This window comes from Acinetobacter sp. V89_7 (genome assembly GCF_029967895.1).
GTDB lineage: Bacteria > Pseudomonadota > Gammaproteobacteria > Pseudomonadales > Moraxellaceae > Acinetobacter > Acinetobacter soli.
This window is the reverse complement of sequence record NZ_JASCAJ010000026.1, coordinates 92,383-115,132: the sequence shown is the minus strand read 5'-3', so window position 1 is coordinate 115,132 and position 22,750 is coordinate 92,383. Positions and strand designations below refer to the sequence as shown.

17 protein-coding genes are annotated in these 22,750 nt (G+C 42.3%); 11 read left to right on the top strand and 6 right to left on the bottom strand.

What is annotated here, in order from left to right; all coding sequences use genetic code 11:
• Window positions 1-124: 124 nt before the first annotated feature.
• The gene (locus QLG00_RS08330) at window positions 125-1,471 is read left to right on the top strand and encodes a dicarboxylate/amino acid:cation symporter (protein WP_004938414.1); all 1,347 of its coding nucleotides are present in this window, start codon (window positions 125-127) and stop codon (window positions 1,469-1,471) included.
• Between the two features lie 166 nt (window positions 1,472-1,637).
• Complete coding sequence (locus tag QLG00_RS08325; RefSeq protein ID WP_151791321.1) at window positions 1,638-2,783, top strand: acyl-CoA dehydrogenase family protein; 1,146 nt, start codon at window positions 1,638-1,640, stop codon at window positions 2,781-2,783.
• Between the two features lie 44 nt (window positions 2,784-2,827).
• Here QLG00_RS08325 and QLG00_RS08320 read toward each other — a convergent pair whose 3' ends face one another.
• The gene (locus QLG00_RS08320) at window positions 2,828-3,346 is read right to left on the bottom strand and encodes a DJ-1/PfpI family protein (RefSeq protein WP_151815604.1); all 519 of its coding nucleotides are present in this window, start codon (window positions 3,344-3,346) and stop codon (window positions 2,828-2,830) included.
• 149 nt (window positions 3,347-3,495) lie between these two features.
• On the bottom strand, window positions 3,496-4,347 hold the full coding sequence (locus QLG00_RS08315; RefSeq protein ID WP_282470790.1) for an alpha/beta hydrolase-fold protein: 852 nt from the start codon (window positions 4,345-4,347) through the stop codon (window positions 3,496-3,498).
• Window positions 4,348-4,637: 290 nt separating this feature from the next.
• Between QLG00_RS08315 and pheA the strand changes: the two genes are divergently transcribed.
• From pheA to pepD, 4 genes are all read left to right on the top strand, one after another.
• Complete coding sequence (gene pheA, locus QLG00_RS08310; protein ID WP_025094753.1) at window positions 4,638-5,747, top strand: prephenate dehydratase; 1,110 nt, start codon at window positions 4,638-4,640, stop codon at window positions 5,745-5,747.
• Window positions 5,748-5,843: 96 nt separating this feature from the next.
• Window positions 5,844-8,090, top strand: coding sequence for a bifunctional prephenate dehydrogenase/3-phosphoshikimate 1-carboxyvinyltransferase (locus QLG00_RS08305; protein WP_282470789.1), 2,247 nt, complete (start codon window positions 5,844-5,846; stop codon window positions 8,088-8,090).
• Between the two features lie 139 nt (window positions 8,091-8,229).
• The gene (locus tag QLG00_RS08300) at window positions 8,230-8,607 is read left to right on the top strand and encodes a hypothetical protein (RefSeq protein ID WP_004947848.1); all 378 of its coding nucleotides are present in this window, start codon (window positions 8,230-8,232) and stop codon (window positions 8,605-8,607) included.
• 79 nt (window positions 8,608-8,686) lie between these two features.
• Window positions 8,687-10,162: a beta-Ala-His dipeptidase gene (gene pepD / locus QLG00_RS08295; RefSeq protein WP_282470788.1), complete on the top strand. Its 1,476-nt coding sequence runs from the start codon at window positions 8,687-8,689 to the stop codon at window positions 10,160-10,162.
• 73 nt (window positions 10,163-10,235) lie between these two features.
• Here the strand turns inward: pepD and QLG00_RS08290 are convergent, their stop codons facing one another.
• Window positions 10,236-10,868 carry an alpha/beta hydrolase gene (locus QLG00_RS08290; protein WP_004938386.1) on the bottom strand — a complete coding sequence of 211 codons (633 nt, stop codon included), beginning with the start codon at window positions 10,866-10,868 and terminating at the stop codon, window positions 10,236-10,238.
• Between the two features lie 134 nt (window positions 10,869-11,002).
• Between QLG00_RS08290 and yaaA the strand changes: the two genes are divergently transcribed.
• The gene (gene yaaA / locus QLG00_RS08285; RefSeq protein WP_151796840.1) at window positions 11,003-11,782 is read left to right on the top strand and encodes a peroxide stress protein YaaA; all 780 of its coding nucleotides are present in this window, start codon (window positions 11,003-11,005) and stop codon (window positions 11,780-11,782) included.
• 71 nt (window positions 11,783-11,853) lie between these two features.
• Here yaaA and QLG00_RS08280 read toward each other — a convergent pair whose 3' ends face one another.
• Window positions 11,854-14,502, bottom strand: coding sequence for an ATP-binding protein (locus QLG00_RS08280; protein ID WP_048763937.1), 2,649 nt, complete (start codon window positions 14,500-14,502; stop codon window positions 11,854-11,856).
• 156 nt (window positions 14,503-14,658) lie between these two features.
• On the opposite strand from QLG00_RS08280, the gene QLG00_RS08275 reads away from it, so the two are divergent.
• The 4 genes from QLG00_RS08275 to rpmE all read left to right on the top strand — a co-directional run bounded on the left by QLG00_RS08275 (window position 14,659) and on the right by rpmE (window position 18,824).
• A complete protein-coding gene (locus tag QLG00_RS08275) occupies window positions 14,659-16,857 on the top strand; it encodes an MFS transporter (protein ID WP_151808982.1) in 2,199 nt (732 codons plus the stop codon).
• A gap of 2 nt (window positions 16,858-16,859) precedes the next feature.
• A complete protein-coding gene (gloA, locus tag QLG00_RS08270) occupies window positions 16,860-17,261 on the top strand; it encodes a lactoylglutathione lyase (protein WP_004947839.1) in 402 nt (133 codons plus the stop codon).
• A 142-nt stretch (window positions 17,262-17,403) separates the two neighbouring features.
• Window positions 17,404-18,396: a bile acid:sodium symporter family protein gene (locus QLG00_RS08265; RefSeq protein WP_004947837.1), complete on the top strand. Its 993-nt coding sequence runs from the start codon at window positions 17,404-17,406 to the stop codon at window positions 18,394-18,396.
• Window positions 18,397-18,599: 203 nt separating this feature from the next.
• The gene (gene rpmE / locus QLG00_RS08260) at window positions 18,600-18,824 is read left to right on the top strand and encodes a 50S ribosomal protein L31 (protein WP_004938371.1); all 225 of its coding nucleotides are present in this window, start codon (window positions 18,600-18,602) and stop codon (window positions 18,822-18,824) included.
• A 56-nt stretch (window positions 18,825-18,880) separates the two neighbouring features.
• Here rpmE and QLG00_RS08255 read toward each other — a convergent pair whose 3' ends face one another.
• Both QLG00_RS08255 and QLG00_RS08250 read right to left on the bottom strand, forming a co-directional pair.
• Complete coding sequence (locus tag QLG00_RS08255; protein WP_282470787.1) at window positions 18,881-21,013, bottom strand: EAL domain-containing protein; 2,133 nt, start codon at window positions 21,011-21,013, stop codon at window positions 18,881-18,883.
• Between the two features lie 24 nt (window positions 21,014-21,037).
• Complete coding sequence (locus tag QLG00_RS08250) at window positions 21,038-22,741, bottom strand: GTPase (protein WP_151753073.1); 1,704 nt, start codon at window positions 22,739-22,741, stop codon at window positions 21,038-21,040.
• Window positions 22,742-22,750: the final 9 nt, after the last annotated feature.

Genomic DNA, 22,750 nt, shown 5'->3' with positions numbered 1-22,750 from the left:
TGCAGCATGACATCAGGAACCGTTGTTTGTGCTGTAAGGGACTAAAGGGCTGTCTATATCGACGATATAGATTTTTTCATTTGCATATTTCTAAGGATTTAGAAATACAGATTGAAGTAAAGTTATGGCTAAAAAACCAATTTATAAGTCTCTATATTTCCAAGTGATTGTTGCTATTATCGCAGGTATCTTGGTTGGACACTTTTACCCTAGTTCAAATGTAGTCGTTGATGGAGTCAAGGAACATATTCCAGGTTTAGGTGAGCAACTTAAACCACTTGGTGACGCATTCATTAAGCTGATCAAAATGATCATCGCACCTGTCATCTTCTGTACTGTGGTCAGTGGTATCGCGGGTATGGAAAGCATGAAATCTGTAGGTAAAACAGGTGGTGTGGCTTTACTGTACTTTGAAGTGGTATCGACCATTGCATTGTTGATCGGTTTGCTGGTGATTAACGTCGTCAAACCTGGTGTTGGCATGAACGTTGATCCAGCATCTCTGGATACATCTGGTATTGCAAAATATGTATCTTCAGGTGAGTCGCAGTCGACCATCGAATTTTTGATGCATATTATTCCAGATACTGTCGTCGGTGCATTTGCAAATGGCGAGATTCTTCAAGTTTTGATGTTTGCCATTTTATTTGGTTTTGCGCTACATAAACTTGGTGATGCTGGACGTCCTGTACTTAAATTCATCGACCAAGTGTCGCATGTATTCTTCAACATCGTAAATATGATAATGAAGCTTGCGCCAATCGGTGCATTTGGTGCGATGGCATTTACCATTGGTAAGTACGGTGTGGGTACACTGGTACAGCTTGGCCAGTTGATTATCTGCTTCTATATCACTTGTTTACTGTTTATCTTCATTATTTTGGGAACGATTAGCCGTATCTGTGGTTTTAGTATCTTGAAAATGATTCGCTTAATCCGCGAAGAGTTGCTGATTGTACTGGGTACATCTTCTTCTGAATCTGTACTGCCACGTATGTTGCGTAAACTGGAAATCGCAGGCTGTGAAAAATCAGTCGTGGGTCTGGTGATTCCAACAGGTTATTCGTTTAACCTTGATGGTACATCGATTTACCTGACCATGGCGGCAATCTTTATTGCTCAGGCGACCAATACACCACTCGATGTTCAACATCAGATTACCTTGCTTCTTGTGCTTTTGATTTCATCAAAAGGCGCAGCAGGTGTAACAGGTTCTGGCTTTATTGTGATGGCAGCAACTTTGTCGGCAGTCGGACATATTCCGGTTGCGGGCTTGGCACTTATTTTGGGTATCGACCGCTTCATGTCAGAGGCTCGTGCATTGACTAACCTTACGGGTAACACGCTTGCGACCATTGCGGTAGCGAAGTGGGTGGGTGCATTAGACAAAGACAAACTCAATGAAGCATTGAATAACCCAGCAGAAGTTGATCGTAAAATGCTTGAAACAGACAATCCTGCGCACGCATGATAGATGTATAAAGTTAAAAAAGGAGGCATGAGCCTCCTTTTTTTTATTCGATTTTTATCCGACTGAAGCGTTCAGTGCTTTTGTGGGCACAAGGCATGACAGTGTCAGCAAAACTGTTTAGCATGCAATAGATGGATATTTGAAAACAAAAAATTGAGGATAAGTGATGTTGCCATATGATGCCGAATTAGAATTATTCCGTGACAATTTCAAACGCTATATGAAAGAACATATCGCGCCACATTATGATCAATGGGAGCGTGAAGGAATCATGCCTAGATCGGTTTGGAATAGTCTGGGCGAAAATGGTTTTTTATGTGTAGATTTGCCTGAAGAATATGGTGGCTATGGTGTTCCCACGCATTACTCACTGATGTTGGTTGAAGAATCTGCCAGAGCGGGCTATGGTGCACTGTCTACAGCAATCTCGTGTCACTCTGAAATTGCTGCACCGTATATTTTAAATATTGGTAGCGAAGCACAAAAACAGTACTGGTTACCCAAAATGGCAACTGGCGAAGTGGTAGGTGCAATCGGTATGACCGAACCGGGAGCAGGTTCGGATGTACAAGCCATGCGCACGACAGCAATTTTAGATGGCGAACATTATGTATTAAATGGATCCAAAACATTTATTTCAAATGGTCAACATGCCGATCTTGTGGTTTTAGCAGTAAAAACTGATCCTCAGGCGCGTGCTAAAGGTGTATCGCTGCTGTTGGCAGATACGCATCTCGAAGGCTTCAAAAAAGGGACGAATCTGGAAAAAATCGGTTTGCATTCACAAGATACTTCGGAGTTGTTTTTCGATAACGTCCAAATACCCAAAGATCAATTGCTAGGACAAGCCGGTCAAGGATTTAACTACTTGATGCAAGAGCTACCACGTGAGCGAACCTCTATTGCGGCTACCGCACTCGGAGCAATCCGCGGTGCAATTGATATTACAACGGCATATATCAAGGAGCGTCAGGCATTTGGTCAACCCATTGCAAATTTTCAAAATACTCGTTTCGTGATGGCGCAAGCCAAAATTGACGAGTTAGCGACCGCAGCATTTTATGAGCGTAATGTCAGTTTGTATCAACAGGGGCAGCTCGATGTAGAGACAGCAGCCGCATTAAAAAGCTTTAGTACAGATATGCAAATGAAAGTTGCCGATAATTTGCTCCAGCTCTTTGGCGGATATGGCTATATGGCCGAGTATCCAATTTCACGTTTCTTTGTGGATGCGCGTATCCAACGTATTTATGGTGGAACCAATGAAATTATGAAAGAAATTGTAGCACGCGGAATTTTAGGAAAAGTATAAGACCAACATTGACTGGAATCTTGCTACCAAGATTCCAGTCGGTTTTACAAGCGTAATACTTTTAATGTTTCATTTAAAAATAAAGGAAGTACTTCAGGCGAGTGTGAACTGACGTATAGATTGTTGTCATTCACCACATCTTGATCTAGATAAACTGCACCTGCCTCTACCAGTTGAGAGCTAACTTGATCAATTGCGGTGAGGCGTCTACCGCGTACGATGTTCGCATGTATCAGCAGTGAAGGGTCATCACAACTACTAAAAATTGGTTTTTGTGCATTGGCAAACTTTTGGACAAATTCAATAAATTGTGTGTCTAAACTGAGTTGTGTGGGTGATATACCGCCTGCAATAAACAAGGCATCGAAGTCGTGTACGCAGCTTTGCTGAATACTACAATCGATCGTGACCGACGTTTTACGCTTTAAACCGTAGACGATATTTCCCTCACAATTTTCAATATTCAAAATACTGTGTCCGGCAGCGCGGTAAGCATGAATCGACTCGACGTATTCTGTATCTGAAAAGTCATGCGTCAATAAAACAGCCACTTTTTTTGACATAAAATGCTCCATGTGACTCATCATTTAACCCGCTTTTTAGAGTAGTCATAACACATGAAGATTGAATGACGTGTTTTGTTGATAAAACGTCAAATCGTGTAAAAAATAGCCAATAAAGTTGCTAAAGGTAAGCAAGTTTTTGATGCAAATTATTGCTCGTCGAAAAGTTTTTGGCAGTTATTTAAATTATTGCAACTGGCCAATAAAATTGCTTTTGGCAAACTGGCATACAAATTCCCAATATGCTGTTCGCTCGGGTGGTAAAAGTGCCACGAATGCAACTTGTTGGTATTGACCCGGCTAAAACCTGAAAAGAAGTCGCGGGCTGCATTTTTACTGATCGAGCGCTGCATATCGCTACTACTTTCTGAGGTGCCGACCGTGGTCATCAGATAGATTGGTTTTTTTATTTGATTGCTCTGTTTTCGCCACAGATCTTGCTCTTGTAGCAATATATGATTGTTGTACCAAAGTGACGGACTGGCAGCAAAGTAACGTTGAAAGGAATCAGGACGTTTAAAGAAGGTATTTAAAGTAAATAATCCACCAAATGAGTGACCAAATAAGGTTTGCTGATCGCGATTGATGCGAACACGATTAAAAATCTGTGGCTTGAGCTCATTGTCGATAAACTTTAAAAACTGAGTATCTCCACCATAACTGTATTGCTTATTGGGTTTATCATTTGTCGCAACCGTTGACGTGTAATCAAGTGCGCGATTTTGACCGGAAAACAAAGCATCGCCTGCATATCCAATTGCAACAATGACCAGTGGATCTGTTCCAAACTTGTTGCTGCCGCCTGCCATCGCTTGAGCAATTGCGCGAGCACTTTCAAATGTAGCATTGCCATCAAGTAAGTACAGCACCGGATAACCCGCTTTGGGGGCGGGTGCTTGAGGGATGTACAGATTGATTAAATAGTGATGCGGCGTATATTGCGAGGTTAAAATAAACTGTTGTGATGAGCCTTTAAGCTGTTGCTCACTGATGGTATCCATTGTGTTTTTGTTCTGATTATTTGTGGCTGACCATGTTACTGATGTTGCACCGAGCATAAGCCCCATAAGGAGCGTTAAATGTTGTGTTTTAAATAATCGAGGCAGCTTTAAAATGTTCATGTTATAAATGAAATTGTTTGTAATTTATGCCGTTCTCATTAAATCATAAAAACACTGTAATTTGGCTCAAAAAACTAAACTTTTATTCATGCTCAAATGCTTAGAGATAGAACAATTCCAATCAACTCTTGCTATACTGTCGCAAAACAATTTGCAGGAGCTGCATTGCAATGGTCCATGATGATCAGAATCCTTCATCTTCTCTCGACTTACAAGAAATTCGCCAGCAGATCGACAGTGTCGATCAGCAGATTCAGTCGCTGATTAACCGTCGTGCCAAACTCGCTGAGGCGGTTGCCAAAGCCAAGTTTGCCTCTGAAGAAAATCCCTTGTTTTATCGACCAGAACGAGAAGCACAGGTTTTGCGTAAAGTCATGGAGCGCAACGAAGGCCCACTTTCCGATGTCACGATGGCACGTCTATTTCGCGAAATCATGTCGGCGTGTTTGGCATTAGAAGCACCCCAAAGTATTGCGTTTTTAGGGCCAGAAGGTACCTTTACACAAGCGGCAGCCCTGAAGCATTTTGGTAACGATGCGGTAGTGCGTCCATTGCCTACCATTGATGAAGTGTTTCGTGAAGTTGAAGCAGGCAGTGCGCATTATGGTGTCGTCCCTGTTGAAAACTCCTCTGAAGGCGTGGTTAACCATACTCTAGACTGCTTTAAAACGTCTCAACTCAATGTAATTGGTGAAGTGGAACTTCGAATCCATCATCAATTTCTAGTATCGAAAAACACCCGCAAAGACAGCATTAAACAGATCTATGCACATCAACAAACCCTAGCGCAGTGCCGCCAATGGCTCGATGCGCATTATCCGGGTGTGGAGCGTGTGGCACTGAACTCTAATGCTGAAGCTGCGCGTCGTATTCGTAATGAATGGCATTCGGCTGCAATTGCATCGGATATTGCAGCGTCGATGTATGATCTTGAAATTTTTCATCGTAACATTGAAGACAACCCAGAAAATACCACGCGCTTTTTGGTGATTGGTCGGGAAAAAATTCCACAAAGTGGAAACGATAAAACTTCATTACTTATTTCGGCACATGACCGGGCAGGTGCCTTACTTGAAATCTTGGCACCGTTTGCAAAACATCAGATTAGCCTGACCAGTATTGAAACCCGACCGGCATTGCCTGAAAAGTGGGCGTATGTATTTTTTATCGATTTAGAAGGTCATATCGATCAAGAAAACGTCGCCAAAGCACTGGATGAAATTCGTCCCTTGGTAAAAGAGCTTCGTATATTAGGTTCATATCCTGCGGCTGTGTTATAAACGTAAGTGAAGCAGATAGATGAGGATGGTCTGCTTCATATTGAACACTTTATAGATCAGTGTTGATCTGTTTTTACGAGATGAAAGTTAAGCGGTATGGCCCAACCATTATTTAAAAAAGTCGCCTTTATTGGTCTTGGACTGATAGGGTCTAGTCTGGCACGTGTGATTCAGTCAGAGCAACTTGCAACGTGTGTGGTTGCATCAACCCGTTCAGCAAAAACTTTGGCCGATGCTCAAGCCTTGGGTTTGATTCAACAAGGGTATAGCAATCCAGTCGAAGCTGTCCAAGATGCCGATCTGGTTGTTTTGGCGCTTCCTGTGCGAGCAACACATGCCGTGCTGGCACAAATTCAGCCTTACTTGCATCCCGATGTAATTTTAACCGATGTTGGCAGCACCAAAGGTAATGTCGTCGAGGCGGCCAAAGCGGTTTTTGGTGAGGCACTTCCTGCCGGATTTGTACCCGGCCATCCAATTGCTGGAAGCGAACATACCGGTGTGCATGCAGGCAAGGTGGATTTGTTTGCCAACCATAAAGTGATTTTAACCCCTGTAGAAACCAGTGCTGCTTGGGCAGTGGATAAACTGATTCAACTGTGGTCTGCCGCCAAAGCTGAAGTGATTTGCATGGATGTGCAAAAGCATGATGAAGTCTTGGCGCATACCAGTCATTTGCCACATTTAATGGCATTTAATCTGGTTGAGCAACTGGCCAATCGTGAAGATAATCTTGATATTTTTCGTTATGCTGCCGGCGGGTTTCGTGATTTTTCCAGAATTGCGGCCAGCGATCCTCAAATGTGGCACGACATCTTCTTTGCCAATAAAACCGCAATTTTAAATGCTGTGGAAGGTTTTGAACAACAGCTCAGTAAAATTAAAGTACTGATCGAAACTGAAGATTCACATGCATTGATGGGACTGCTTGGACATGCTCAAGCTGCCAGACAACACTTTAATCATATGTTAGCAAAAAAACCGTTGATGGAGAAAAACAAGGTGACACAGCAATTTACCATTTCGCCAGGACCTAAATCATTTACGGGTACTTTTACCATTCCTGGTGACAAATCCGTGTCACATCGCTCCATTATGTTTGGTGCGATTGCAGAGGGCACAACCCATGTGACTGGCTTTTTAGAAGGCGAAGATGCCTTGGCTACGTTACAGGCCTTTCGTGATATGGGCGTAAGTATTGAAGGGCCAAAAAATGGTGAAGTGACCATTCATGGTGTGGGAATGCAGGGCCTTAAAGCACCTGCAGGTGCATTGTATATGGGCAATTCAGGCACCAGCATGCGTTTACTTTCTGGCATGCTTTCTGCACAAAAATTTGATTCGGTCATGACTGGAGATGCGTCGTTATCGAAGCGTCCTATGGAACGTATTGCCAAGCCGTTACGTGCAATGGGTGCGCACATTCAGACTACTGGAGAAAAAGGCACACCACCTGTAAGCATTACAGGTAACCAAGCACTTCAAGGGATTGCCTATGATCTGCCAATGGCTTCTGCACAAGTAAAATCAGGTATTTTACTGGCGGGTCTTTGGGCACAAGGTGAAACATCTGTAACCGAGCCAGAACCAACACGCGACCACACCGAGCGTATGTTGCGTGCTTTTGGTTATGATGTAAAAACCGAAGGAAACAAAATCAGTCTGCAAGGCGGTGGTAAGCTGGTCGGTACCAACATTCAAGTGCCTTCTGATATTTCATCAGCCGCTTTCTTTATGGTGGGTGCTGCAATTTGTGAAAATTCCGACGTCGTGCTTGAAGCTGTAGGTATCAACCCAACGCGTACAGGCGTAATTGAAATTCTCAAACAAATGGGTGCCGATATTGCCGTTCTAAATGAACGCATTGCAGGTGGTGAGCCGATTGCCGATATTCATATTAAAGGCTCGCGTACTCTAAAAGGAATCCATATTCCAGAAGACCAAGTGCCACTGGCGATTGATGAGTTTCCAGCTTTGTTTATTGCTGCGGCCTGTGCTGAAGGTCAGACCGTATTGACTGGAGCGGCTGAATTACGTGTGAAAGAATCCGATCGTATTCAGGTCATGGCAGATGGTTTGAAAATTATGGGAATTGACTGCACACCAACAGCAGATGGCATCATTATTGAAGGTAAGGGGAAATCAGGCGATTGGTCAGCTATTTTTAACGGTGGTCAAGTAGAATCACATCACGACCATCGTATTGCAATGAGTTTTAGTATTGCCGGCCTGCGAACTGGGGGTCCAATTGAAATTATTGGAACTGAAACTGTAGCAACCAGCTTCCCGACATTTACAGAACTGGCCAATCGTGCTGGCTTGAGTATTACTGTCAGTCAATAATATTGGCTAAGTAATCCGATATAATCGGTAACATAAAATGAAAACAGCAGTCAGGCGATGCTTGGCTGCTGTTTATTTTTTGGCTATTCTAAAGCAGGACACAAGATATTTCGCCTTAAAATAACGCATAGGATATGTGATGAAAAAACTACAATTTATGTCTCATCATCCCCATAACCAATCGATGGCAGATCGAGAGGCATTGATGACGCAAGAGTATGTGGCAGCCTTGTTATTTAAACAGTTAGGTGACTATGGATTTGATGCTCAGCAAATCGATCATGCAGATCATAATGTTGCTGTGCGAATTATCAATCAGCGTCTACCATTGTCAGTCATTTGCCAATCCAGCGATGCCACAGGACAAATGATGTGTGAAATCTCGGCTGATCGAAATGAACAGCAGGACTGGTTTGAAAAAATTGAAATGCAAAGTGTAGTGCGCCAGTTGGCACATGCGATTGAAAACAGCCTTAAAAGTGACCACTATTTTAGCTGTTTTGAGTGGAAAAACTAAACTACAAAAAAGCCAGTTTATTTTGCTAAGGTTGTGTATAGTCTAGGAATGTTCTTGCAATTTTTTCGAGTACACACCCATGCAGCACGTCGACCTTTCACAGCTTTCACCTCAAATTGTCTGGAAGCATTTTCAGACGTTATGCCAAATTCCCCGACCATCAAAACAAGAACATGTATTACGTGAGCACCTTGCAAATTGGGCCAAGCAGCAGGGTTTGACGGTTTATATCGACCGTATCGGGAATTTAATTATTCGAAAACCTGCCGCACCTGGCAATGAAGATAACGTTGGCGTTATTTTGCAGGGCCATCTGGATATGGTGACGCAAGCCAACCGAGGCAGTAATCATAACTTTATGCGCGATCCGCTTCGTCCGGTACTTGAGCAGGACTGGCTTGTGACACCCGAGACCACACTTGGCGCAGACAACGGTATTGGTGTTGCACTGGCATTAGCAGTTTTAGAGTCTACCGATATTTCACACGGCCCCATAGAAGTGCTGTTGACGGTGGATGAAGAAGCTGGCATGAGTGGTGCACGGTTATTAGAAGAAGGTGTCCTGACAGGTCAATGGCTATTTAATATCGATACCGAAGAGTGGGGAGAGTTGTATTTGGGCTGTGCAGGTAGTCAGGATGTTGAGGTATCACAAGCACTTGAATACGTCGCGGCACCTCAGATGGATTTGGAATCGGTAGAGATCTGTGTGACTGGTTTGAGAGGAGGTCACTCAGGCATTGACATTCACTTGGGCCGTGGCAACGCGAACGTGATTTTATCGCGGTTTTTGCACCAGCATTTGGCTGAACTTGAAGGTTATTTAATTGAATTTCATGGAGGTACTGCCCGAAATGCCTTACCGCGTGAGGCCAGTACCAAAATTATTGTACCTAAAAAAAATATTGATTTGCTTGAGCAACGTCTAGATGAATACGAGGCACAGTGGTTGCAAGCACTCAAGGGGATAGACGATCAATTCAATATAGATTTACGTTTAATTCAAGATACACATCATGATGTACTGGAGACTCAGCAACAAAATCACGTGCTGGCCGCATTGTCGGGTTGTCCTTATGGCGTGGTCACTTGGAGCGAAGTGCTCAGTGATGTGGTTGAAACATCAAATAATATCGGTGTGGTGCATATCGACCAAGCACAGGGTTTTCAAGCGGTGATAATGGTTCGATCCATGCGAAATGAATCGGCAGAGCATTTTTCTCACCAGATCGTAGAGCACTTTGCAAAGTATGATTTAGCAGCCACACGCGCTGAATTGGTGTCTGGTTGGGCGCCTAATCCGGATTCGGCAGCTTTGAAATGTTTACAAGATGCTTATCAAACTGCCTTTAATATCGAGCCTGAACTAAAGGTGATTCATGCTGGACTTGAGTGCGGCATTATTGCTCAGCATTATCCGCACTTGCAAATGGTGTCATTTGGTCCAGATATTAAAGGGGCGCATGCACCCGGCGAGCGAGTGAAAGTAGATACTGTAGAGAAATGCTGGAAATTATTGGTCACCGCGTTAGAGCAGGTTCCAAAAGCACATTAAAATAAAAAAGATGCTCATTACAAAATGAGCATCTTTAGATACTTACAATTTAGATCAAACTGTAAAATAATTTTTATTGAACAAATAAGAAGCGCGAAATAGCGATTCGTAATTGTTTTAGATAACCCGTAAAGAAGTGGTTGGCGCCTGGTAACACTGTGATTAAGTGGCGCTGCGGTTTGGCCCATTCAATCATATCAGAAAGCAAAGTGACTTCATCTTGCTCGCCATGAATAAAGAGAATGTCACCTTTGAGAGGTGGAGTCACATAATGACGTACGCCTGCCACAGTTGCAGTTGGCAATCCACATAAAATGGTTTGTTTTGGTTTTAACTCATCCGGTAGGGCGGCATAACTTTTGGCCATTACATGTGCGCCAAAGCTAAATCCACCTGCATAAAACGGAAGTGTGATATGGGCTTTTCGTGCATGATCAATGACAGTCAGAATATCATCTGTTTCGCCATGACCTTCATCATGCTCACCATGACTTTCACCTGAACCACGAAAACTTGGTCGGTAAACAATACAACCTTGCTCGACAAGAAGTTGAGCCAAGAGTGCTGGAACTTTGTGTTGAGGGGTTCCGCCTTGCAACGGATGGGGGTGACAAACGACAGCAAATCCTTTCGCTTCACCCTGTGGACGGTCTACAAAAACTTCAATTTGACCCACAGGACCCTGAATGAACATCTGTTCGGACATAGGACGATCGATTAGTAGCAGGAGAATGCGGTATTTTACCGATTAACGCCAACAAAAACACAGATTGGCGTTAAAATTTATCTACTGATATAGTCTGATTAACTATTATTTAACCAATTTACCTAAGGATGTATATGCTCGCACTCATTTCTCCTGCTAAGACTTTAGATTACGAATCTACACTTCCTACCGATGAACATACATTACCAAGACTATTAGACCATTCACAAGAGCTTATCGACTTTTGTCGTAGTTTATCTGCGACTGAAATCGCCAGTTTGATGAGTGTGAGTGAAAAAATAGCCAATTTGAATGTAGAACGCTTTCGTGATTGGTCTCCTGAGTTTAATTTAGCCAATGCCAGACAGGCGATTTTTGCTTTCAAAGGTGATGTTTATACAGGGCTCGATGCGTATCATCTTAAAGAAAAAGATATTGCATTTGCCCAAACGCACTTACGTATGCTTTCAGGTTTATACGGACTACTTCGACCGCTTGACTTGATGATGCCGTATCGCCTTGAAATGGGAACCAAACTGCACAATTCGCGCGGACACAATCTTTACGAATTCTGGGGAAGTCAAATTACCGACCTCATTAATACAGATTTAAAAGAAGCAGAAAGTGAAATTTTGCTGAATCTGGCTTCAGATGAATATTACAAATCGGTAAAAGAATCTAAGATTCAGGCCAAAATCATTAAGCCGGTATTTTTAGATGAAAAGAATGGCAAATTTAAAGTCATCAGTTTTTATGCAAAAAAAGCCAGAGGCTTAATGGCACGATTTATGATTGAACATCAAATCAATGAGGTGAAAGCGCTTCAAGAATTTGATTCGGAAGGCTATTTCTTCGATAAAGAAAACTCTACAGCGCAAGAGTTGGTGTTTAAGCGTCATGAGCAAACTACTTAATTGAATGATGCCTCAATCATAAAAAAGGCGGATCATATGATCCGCCTTTTTTAATTGATCTAAAGTCTTACTTAAGTGTTTTTACGACGCGCTTTACGTTTGGCAAACGGGAAGACCGCAACACTTTCTTCAACTTGAGCGGTATTACGTTCATCTTCAGATGCTTTTTTATCTTCAGATTTGGTTTTTTTCTTTTTTTTACGTTTCTTTTTCGGTTCGTCCTCGACCTCATCACCATCTTCAATGGCTTGCCAGTATTCTAATTGCTCCATGACGGCTGCATAGATTGAACCTTTGCTATAGCGTCCTTTTTTATCTAAAACACCAACAGGGCGGGCCATCAGAATTTCGAGTGCCTGATCTATAGTTTCAATCGCATGTACATGGAACTGCCCGTTGTTTACAGCCTCAATCACATCCTGACGAAGCATCAAATGCTGCATGTTTTGACGTGGAATGATCACACCTTGCTTACCAGTCAAACCTTGTAATTTACAGGCATCGTAGAAGCCTTCAATTTTGGCATTAACGCCGCCAATTGGTTGTACCTGACCGAGCTGATTCATTGAACCCGTAATCGCCCAAGACTGATCAATTGGCAACTGACTAATTGCAGAAATGAGTGCTGAAAGCTCTGCAACAGTTGCACTATCTCCATCGACCTGACCATAGCTTTGTTCAAATGCCAAGGCCGCAGAGAAGTGTAAAATCTGAGAGCGACCAAAATGAGCTTTAAGAAAGCTCGACATCAGTAACACGCCTTTAGCATGCAGCGAGCCGCCGAGTTCGACACTGCGTTCAATATCTAGAATATCGCCGCCACCTTGATAGACCGAAGCTGTCAGGCGTGAAGGTAAGCCAAATTCGACATCGGCATAATGAATGACCGATAAGGCATTGATCTGACCAAGACGATGCCCACGCGTTTCAATCAGCTGTGTTCCGCGCGAGAGGTCTTGCCAATATAGTTCACGCAAATAGCCTAAGCGATATTGACGATGTTGTAATGCAAGATTGATATGCTTGTCCGATACAATTTTGTCACCCGCTTTGAAGGCATGATGATGCGCCTCACGGATCAGATCACCCAAGGTTGAGGCATGTAAAGAAAGCGAACTCTGATCTTCGGCTTGACGGCTTGAATCGGTGAGTAGGGCTGCCAGCGCAGAGCGATCAAATGGCAAGAGTTTGTCGGCCTGAACGTAATCTGCAATGAGCTGCATATACGCTTGTTCATTCACTTCGTTACGCTGTAAGGTATCGGTGAAGTCTGCACGTATTTTAAATACACTGCCAAGCTCTGGCTCTACCTCTAAAATTTCATAATAAATTTCAGGTTCGGCCATCAAAATCACTTTTACATCAAGTGGTACGGCGGCAGGTTCAATCGAGATACTGCCTGTAAGGGTCAGCATATGTTCAAGTGATGAAAGTTTAAGCTGTCCAGATTTAAGCGCACGCTTTAAACCCTGCCAAGCATACGGCTGCTCAAGTAATTGCTCGGCTTCAAGCATTAAAAAGCCGCCATTCGCCTGATGCAGACATCCCGGACGGATCAAGGTAAAGTCTGTGGTGATGGTGCCATTTTGTGTGAGCTGCTCAACGTGACCAAGCAGATTATAATGTGTTGGGAAATCATCAAAAATAACCGGTGCACCACTGTTTGGCTTATTGGTCACAATGGTGTTGGCTTGATAACGAGATGGAACGCGATTAAATAACGCAGGCGAGAAATCATCTTCCTCCTGTTCCAAAATCATTTCGACATTTTGAATAATATCGTCGGCGTAATGCTTTAAAAACTCATCCAAGCCTTGAACTGTTTTGTGCTTGTTCAGGATTTGTTCCATACGCGGTATCACCACTTGTTTGGCGATATCACGATTCAGCACCGACACACGATCACGTGCATCATCTTCAAGTGAGCCGAGGTGTAACCCTAAACGCTCAAGCTTTTTGTCCATATAACGAATATTGGAGGCAATTTCAGCACGTTCTTTACTCGACAATGCCTCGATATCGTTTTGTGTCATTTCATGTACTTGATCGTCTTTATACTGAACAGGCACAAAGCAATGCTCTTCATTGCGCGAGATCAGTTTTAGATCAAGTTCCTCACCTTCTTTGGTGAGTTCGACAAGTGCATCTTGCTGCTCTTTACCAGTTTCCTGACGAATTTGTTCAATTCGATTGTGGTAGGTTTCTGCGGTAAAACGACGCTCTAGCTGTTTTAAAATAGTTTGCCAAGCGTGATGCAATGCGCTTTGGAATTTTGGGCCCGTACCGGCAGGAAAGCGCAGCGCAAGTGGTTGTCTGGCGTTTTTAAAGTTATTGACATACACCCAGTCGTCTGGCGTAGGCATACTTTTTGCGTGCTGTTGCAGCAAACGCTTGATCATGGTGCGTTTGCCCAAACCCGCCGTACCAACAGCAAAGATATTGTAGCCTGAATAAGGCAGCGAAATGCCTGCCTCGACTGATGCTCTGGCGCGATCTTGCCCTAGAAAGTTATTGAGCGGCTTGATGCGTCGAGTCGAAGACGGAATATCTTCGAGCTTTGGAATATGAGTAAGCTGTGCTGCTTTAAGTGCCGTTTTCTCTAAAGTACTCTGAATCTCATTTTGCTCGAATGCAGACGGAACGTTATTGGTTTTTGAGGTATTCGCTGTTGTTGTGGTTGAAGAAAGAGTTGAAGCCATTTGATCGAGTCTTTGGGTCACAGGTGAAATCCAAAAAATAAACAGAGTTGAGATTTAAAGGTATACAGGTTTAGTCTAAAAGATCAAGCGTTGATGCTGATTTAATCGTCAAAAGTAGGGCGCTTTGCATAAACAATATTGAAACCGTGCCAATAAAGCGATTGAATAGGCGCCTAGATGAAAATTTCGGAAAATAATAAGCGAATGACTACACAAACTACAGGATGGAAAGCTGCGTTTGCTGCATTTCTTGACCGCCGTGCTCTGATTATGCTGTTTCTCGGGTTTTCGGCGGGGATTCCCATTCTGCTGATTTTTTCAAGCTTATCGTTATGGTTAGGCGAGGCTGGAATTGATAAGAGCGCGGTCACTTTTTTTAGTTGGGCGGCTTTGGGATATTCATTTAAGTTTGTGTGGGCGCCACTAATCGATGAACTTCCAGTACCCGTCTTGACCAAGACACTCGGTCGACGCCGCGCATGGCTGTTAATTGCGCAAATTCTGATCATTGTTGCTATTTCGATTATGGCTTTTTCAGATCCGGCGCTCGGCCAGAGTTATCTCATCCAAATGGCGGTTGGTGCAGTGTTGCTTGGTTTTTCAGCTGCTACGCAAGATATCGTAATTGATGCTTACCGTATTGAACTGGCTGAAACCCAGATGCAAACGGTTCTTGCTGCAACCTATAACGCAGGTTATCGAATCGGGATGATTGTGGCGGGTGCGGGTGCTTTATTTTTAGCTGCCTATTTGGGAACTGCCAAAGGAAACTATATCTATGAAGCTTGGAAATATACATATTTAACTATGGCAGCTGTGATGCTGGTGGGGATTCTAACCACCTTAATCATTCGAGAACCAAAGGTTGATCGTGTCTATAAAAGCTATCAGCGCCGCGATTATTTCCGTTTGGTGCTGGTCTTTTTTGTTGCTGTAATTTGCTTTGTTTTGAGCTATTTGTTTACTGGTCATTTGGCTGAACAATTAGTGGGTTGGCTATCAATTAAAGACAACATTTTATTATTTTTAATTGAGGCACTACGCTTTATCACCGCGGCTGCCGTAGCACTGGCTGTAGGCACACTTCTGGTTCGTGCAGGTGTGGTCAACAAGCAGATGGCCAAAGAGACATGGATTAATCCAGTCCTCGATTTTTTTCAGCGTTATGGCACCAAGCTGGCTTTGGTCCTTCTGTTACTGATTGGTTTTTATCGTATTTCCGATATCATCGCGGGCGTAATTTCCAACGTTTTTTATCAAGATCTTAATTTCACTAAAGAACAGATTGCAGAAGCAGTTAAAATTTATGGTGTTATTTTTAGTTTGGTGGGTGGTTTCTTGGGAGGCTTACTGGCACAACGTATGAACATCATGAAATTGATGTTTGTAGGTGCAGTATTAGCAAGCTCAACCAACTTGATTTTTATTGGATTGGTCAAGTCGGGGCACCCGCTTGGGCAGGTTCAAGTGAATGTTGGTGGTCAGCAATATCTGGCGGATACCGATGAAGTGGGGTACTGGACAGTTGAAGTGCCAACCGAAGTACTAAAAAATACAACCCAGTTTCAGGTATCTACCGCTTATGCCGATGCCGTACAACAAAGTAAAGTTGCGGTGGTTCAACCCTATATTGTGGGTGATATCAATCAGGCGCATTTGATGTTATTGCCTGTCATGGGACAAAATATCATCTCACTAAACGAGCCACAAAACAGTATTGTGGTGAAAGGGCAGTATTTTGGGCCAGCACTAACAGACGCACAAAAAATTGTGCTACAGCTTGATGGCAAGCCATATCCAGCCAAGCTTGATAAAACGGGTGCTTTTAGTGCTGTTGTTCAGACTAAAATGTTAACTGGCTCCAGCACGAAACAGCTTCAGGCCATAGTGACAGATGGATCGCGTACATTAGTGAATACTTCGCTGGCTTATCATGTTGCACAGGGAGTAGGGGCTAAAAATGAACTCGATATCAGTGTTGAACCAGTTGCATTGGTCAATCCGAATGATCAAAGCAATATTGAGCTTAAAGGGAAAGTCATCAAGCCATATAGCTCGCTCTGGTTATACTTTGCCATTGTGGTCGATAACTTGGCTTCTGGTTTAGCTGGTGCTGCATTTATTGCATTTTTATCAAGCTTGACGAGTGTGTCCTTTACAGCGGTACAATATGCTATCTTTAGTTCACTGATGACGCTCACACCAAAACTTCTGGGTGGGTACTCAGGCACCATCGTAACGCACATTGGCTATCCTCAATTTTTCTTAATGACGACCTTAATTGGAATTCCAATTCTTGTTTTGGTGGTTTGGGTTGCCAAGTTGCTCAAGGCGCATGAACTCAAGCAAATTCAAACGAAAGGCACAGGTGATTAACAATGCGAATGCTTCATACAATGTTGCGAGTAGGCAATTTAGAGAACTCTCTCCAGTTTTATACCGAAGTTTTAGGCATGACCTTACTGCGCAAACGTGATTACGAAGAAGGCCGTTTCACTTTGGCATTTGTTGGCTACGGCAGTGAAGATGATCATACTGTTTTAGAGCTGACACATAACTGGGATACCTCTAGCTATGATTTAGGAAATGCGTATGGTCACATCGCCATTGGTGTTGAAGATGCCTATAAGGCATGTGAAGAAATCAAGCAACGTGGTGGCAAGGTGGTACGTGAAGCAGGTCCAATGAAGGGCGGCGTGACAGTAATTGCATTTGTTGAAGATCCAGATGGTTATAAAATCGAATTGATCCAGCAAGATAATAATGCGCGTAATAATTAACGCTTGAGTGAAATAGTTTAACTAAATAACGCGCATTTCTTCAAAAAACTGGATTTATACTGTCAGACCAGTAACATAGCGTTTACCTTTTAGTAAACACAGTGTTACTGGTCTTCTTACATATACATAAGGATATTGTTCCATGCTTAAGCTGTTGGCTTTAGATCGCTTCACTTTATTACTCTTTACGATGGTATTGTTGGCCTCTTTTGTACCAATTTACGGGCATGCTGCAGATATATTTAGCGTCGTAACCAATATTGCGATTGCTATTTTATTCTTTTTACATGGCGCCAAACTATCTCGTGAAGCGATTGTTCAAGGCATCATGCATTGGCGGCTACATGGTTTAGTGTTTATTTTTACCTTTGTATTTTTTCCTGCACTCGGCTTATTGGCCAAGCCTGTTTTGGTACCTATTTTAGGACAAGAGCTATATTGGGGCTTCTTGTTTATGTGCTTTTTGCCCTCTACCGTCCAATCATCAATTGCCTTCACTTCAGTAGCTAAAGGCAATGTTGCAGCCGCAGTATGCAGTGCATCGTTTTCAAATCTAATCGGAATGTTCATTACACCTGTAATGGTCAGTCTATTTATTTTTGGTCATTCAAAGCATGATTACGATCCAACATCTTCAATTATTCAAATTGCACTTTTGTTGTTGGTGCCATTTATTTTAGGGCAGCTTCTTCGACCTTATGTTTTCCCACTCATGGCAAAAGTGCCAAGTATTGTAAAAGCATTTGATCAGGGCACTATTTTAATGGTGGTTTACAGTGCATTTAGTAGTGCAGTGATTGCCGGTTTGTGGCATCAGGTTGGAATTGGAACACTGATTGCATTGATTATTTCATGCTCAGTGCTACTCACCATCATTATGCTGAGTGCATTTTATATTTCTCGATTGCTTGGCTTTAACCGCGAAGACCAAATTTCTATTTTTTTCTGTGGCTCCAAAAAAACTTTGGCCAGTGGTGTACCTATGGCGCAGATCTTATTCATTGGTCAGCCGCTAGGTATGATTGTATTGCCGATTATGATTTTCCATCAAATTCAGCTCATGACCTGTGGAATTATCGCGAATTATTTGGCCAAGCAGCAATCTGATGAAGAAACGCTGGTAAGATCAGAATAAAGATTCGCAATTTTGCTTTAAAAGGCGTATAATCTTACCCACTTGTTGTGCTTAGCTCTGGCTTATAAGCCTCGGTGGGCCAAAAGAATGGTCTGTTGTCGTGTTAACCTGCTAATGATTTAGCCTTTTTCCTCAGTTTTTATATTGAGAGTGGTTGATTGCGATGACAGCTTAAGCCTTTCTTCAATTAGGAGTCATCGACCATGCGCGCCGATATTCACCCAAAATACGAAAAATTAGTTGCTACTTGTTCATGCGGTAACGTTATTGAAACTCGTTCTGCACTTGCTAAAGACACTCTTTACCTTGACGTATGTTCAGCTTGCCACCCATTTTACACTGGTAAGCAAAAGAACGTAGATACAGGCGGTCGTATCGACAAGTTCAAACAACGTTTCTCTGGTATGTCACGTTCTATCAAACGTTAATACTGAAAAACAAAAAAACGGGCCTTATGCCCGTTTTTTTATGTCTGTTATACGGCTCAGTGTTGATCTTGAACATCGACCAGACGATCAAGTTTAACTTGAAAGTAGTTGCCTTGCAGATAACGCGCGCTAATATTCCACGCATTTGCAAATACATTGACATCATTAAGCTCGGGCATAATGAGTTCAATGGCCGCAGGAAGCTGGGCATGTTCGATTTGAGCCTGTAAATCCAGTGCTGATTGTTCAACTGATAAGTCCTGATTAAACTTCGCATTCAGACGCAAATAACGCACATTACTCTTTTGCAAAATGGAACTGAGTTGCGGATCTGGCATATAATTACGAATCGAAATGAATACACCGCACTGGTGCAGTATTGAAAGTTGCTGCTGTGCTTGAGGCGTAATTTTATTTAGTGCTGAAAAAGGTAGTTGAATCACAATTGGATGCTGTTCTTTACTTCCTAATATAGAGAGTAGCTGTTGCATGAGTGCAGAAATTTGCGGCAAAGCAAAGAAAAATTCACTTAAATTAATGATCAGTTTGGCAGATGGATACTGCTGAATAAATTGTTTGAGTTGCTTGACTGACTGTTCAAGTACATAACGATCCAGCTGGAGCATCAATTCAGGTGCATCTTGAAGATCTGCATGATCGAGCAGGCTATCCCATTGATTATTGTTTAAATGACCATAGCTGACTTCATAAATATATAATGTCTGGTCTTGTTTGTCGTAGAGCTGTTGATAGCGAAGCTCGAGTGTATTTTGCTCAAGTTGATTTTTGATCTGCTGTGCAAAACTTGTATGCAATTCAGCAGGTGCTGTGACAACATGCCGTTGTAGTTGAACGTGTGGTGTGCTTTTTGGAGAAGCTTGAGTGGTTTCCTTGTGAGGTAATGCCTGATGCAAGGCTTTGTTGATATAGTTTTCAAGACTCTCTGTATGTTCAACTTGGCTTGGTATAAGGCAGTATCCTGTTTTAAGTGAAGTTTCTAGATTCAAACTTTGGCTAACATAAGGGAACGTCTTGCTAATTTTAGTTTCTAGCTGCATGAGTTCTGTGCGTAAGGCTTCAATTGAAACCGCCTGAAAAATGGCGAGATATGCGCCGTGATCGAGTTTTTGAAATGCAACGGCTTCTAAAAAACGTTCAATGACTGTTTCAATCTCATTAAAGTAAGCTGGTATTGCACGCCATTCATGTGAATAAATCGCTTCAAAGTGATAGAGTGGTGCAAAAATGACAATACTGTTCAGTTTGGCTGGCGCGCGTTTAAGCTGTTGATTGAGCCACTCAACGATATCAAATGGACTGTTTTGCACAAGATCTGGCAGATCAACATCATCAATTTTTTGTGGTTCAAGTGCTTCAAATTCAAAATCAAATAATGGTGTATCGAACTGCTCACAATCGATGCTCAGTTGAACGGTATCATCGCCATGTGGCAAAAAATTCAAACGTAAAGGGTCGTTATTAATCAGTTCGGGATGCTGAGATTGAAGAACGATGCGGTTTCGTTCGGGATGTTGCACGCTAATCCGTTTAAAAAACTGTTTAAATGCAGCTACATTTTCAGGTTGCAGTATATCCAGTAAAGGCAAGCCAATTACATCATCTTGGTGTGCGATCTTAAAGAGTGCCAAATATTCGGCATTGGCTTGAATATGAATGCCTTCTTCAATCAATGCGATGGCTTTACGACTTTGACGGACCAATGACTGAGTTCGAAGGTGAGCTGCATTTAACTCATTGCTTAAACGATGTTCGTTTTGAAGCAAGCCACTGTAATTTAAAGCACGTGATAGTACCACATAAAACTGCTCAGGCTGAGAAAGATCGATCAAATCATACAGGCCTTGTTGTATCAAGTGCGTTTGCTCGATAGCAGTAAGGGTGCCGGTAGTCAGAAATAGAATCGGTAAGCTCGGCTCTGCCTGTTGCTGCACTATTGCAATCGTCTGCGCCAGATCAAGATCATAAGCATTTGCAAAAATGACCAGATCCCAGCGCTGCTTAAGATATTTTTCAAAACTGATCAGATCATCGAGCAAAATCGCTTGAGCGCTGTAATCCTTGGCTGCCAAAAGATCAATAAATTGATTATAGCGAAGCTGATTATCGTCTATGAAGAGAATGCGGAGGTCGGAGTGTTTTGAGTTTTTATTAAGCAACGCGTTTCTCACTTCAATTTTGTCCTTAACGTATCGTTAGTTCACTCTGCTGTGACGTATCATAACGTTTTTTAGCGTATTTTTTTGTGCTTCATCGGGTAAATCAAACTCAAACTGAATAAAACTTTGCGTTATTAATTGAGCTTTGAGTAAATAAAGTACAAATTCCTCGGTGCCTATTTGAAGTTTTAGAGTATTTTGTTGCTGAAAAACAGAATAGTTGGCGATGATTAAGGTGAGTTTTGCATGATCTAAATGCTGACTTTGAACCAGTAGAGCGGGCAGATAATGTGATTGATCTTGATTTTCTAGACGTACCGCACAGGGCAAAACGTCTTTGGTTAAAATTTCGAGTCCCATTTCAAGATTTTTTTCTGAGGCTTGTTTGATCCAGCGAATCACACCGCCACGCCATTTGCCATGGATGTTCTCTTTAACCAGAATCAACTCGCCAGTTTTTAAATGAGCAGGGATTTCCTCAGGCCATTTGATACGGTAACCACTTACACTCATATCGAGGATATCGGTCATATAGATTTTTTTTGCTTCACGCGATAAGCGTGATGGCAGTGAAAACAGTGTTTTATCAATATTTTCAATGGAGAAGTGATCTGTAGTTTCGTTTAGTACGATGTCGTGCTCAAGGGTGTCGATAAAGTTTTTGCTTTTTGACAAGTAAAAATGAGCAGTATGAAGACCAAAGCAAATATGTAATTGGCCTGATGATTCAAAACGCTCATGACGACGCTCGCCAATACTTCCTAAAATATTTTGTACATGAAACTTAAGCGCAGGCGTTAAAAACTGTTTTTCTATTGTAGAGAGATAATCATCACTCTTGTGTAGTGTTGCAGTGATATGTTCGAGCAAAGGTTGTGTTGAAATAAATAAATTAGGAAAAATTGCCGGATATTGCTTTCGATTATAGGCTGGCGGCAGATCTTTAGTTTTATCAATAACATACTTCGAGCTTTGAGATTCTTTATATTCGAGTTGAATCAGCTTTGCCCATTCAAAACTACATTCGTATAAAGACTGAATTTCAGACTGACGAATCTGATTGGTATTGAGAATATGTAGCAAAATGACTTGATGATAGGATCGTAAAATATTTTTAAGAGGTCGATTAAGACCTTGCAGCTGGTTGATGTTTTCGAGCTCTACTTTGCCTTTTTGTGCCAGATCAAATAACCAGTGAATGCATAACCATTGGCCTGTGGCAGGTTTGCTGTACATCATTTGCTGCTGATACACCAGTTGAGTTAACTCATGCATGGCATAGTAAATCGATAATGTTTTGGCTGCCTTCAGATTTTTCTTTTTATTCAGTGCAAAAAGTGAAAACTTTTGCTGTGCCAATTGTGCTGAACTTTGCTTGGCGATAATGATATAACCATTCGCCAGACAGGTTCTTAAGCGAAAAGCAAGTTCAATAATATGATCGTTTCGATCACTATGAATCAGACCCTGATTAAAAAAGTGGCTTTCTAGATGTTGTAGTACATGATTGAATTGCGGTGATAAAATCTGTAAAAAATCAAATCGAAGCGTCTCTGAGCATTCAAGTTCGTTGATTTCAATCAGTGCTTCAAATAATGCTTTGGCAGCATCACCGAGCGGTAAAAGTGAAAGCGAACTGACCCAACATGCCACGGCGTCTGGCTCTGCGGCAGCAAAGCTCAGTTCATTTCGATTGAAAATGATGGGGCGTTGAAGAATGTCGGTAAAAACTTTATTCATATTGGCTGT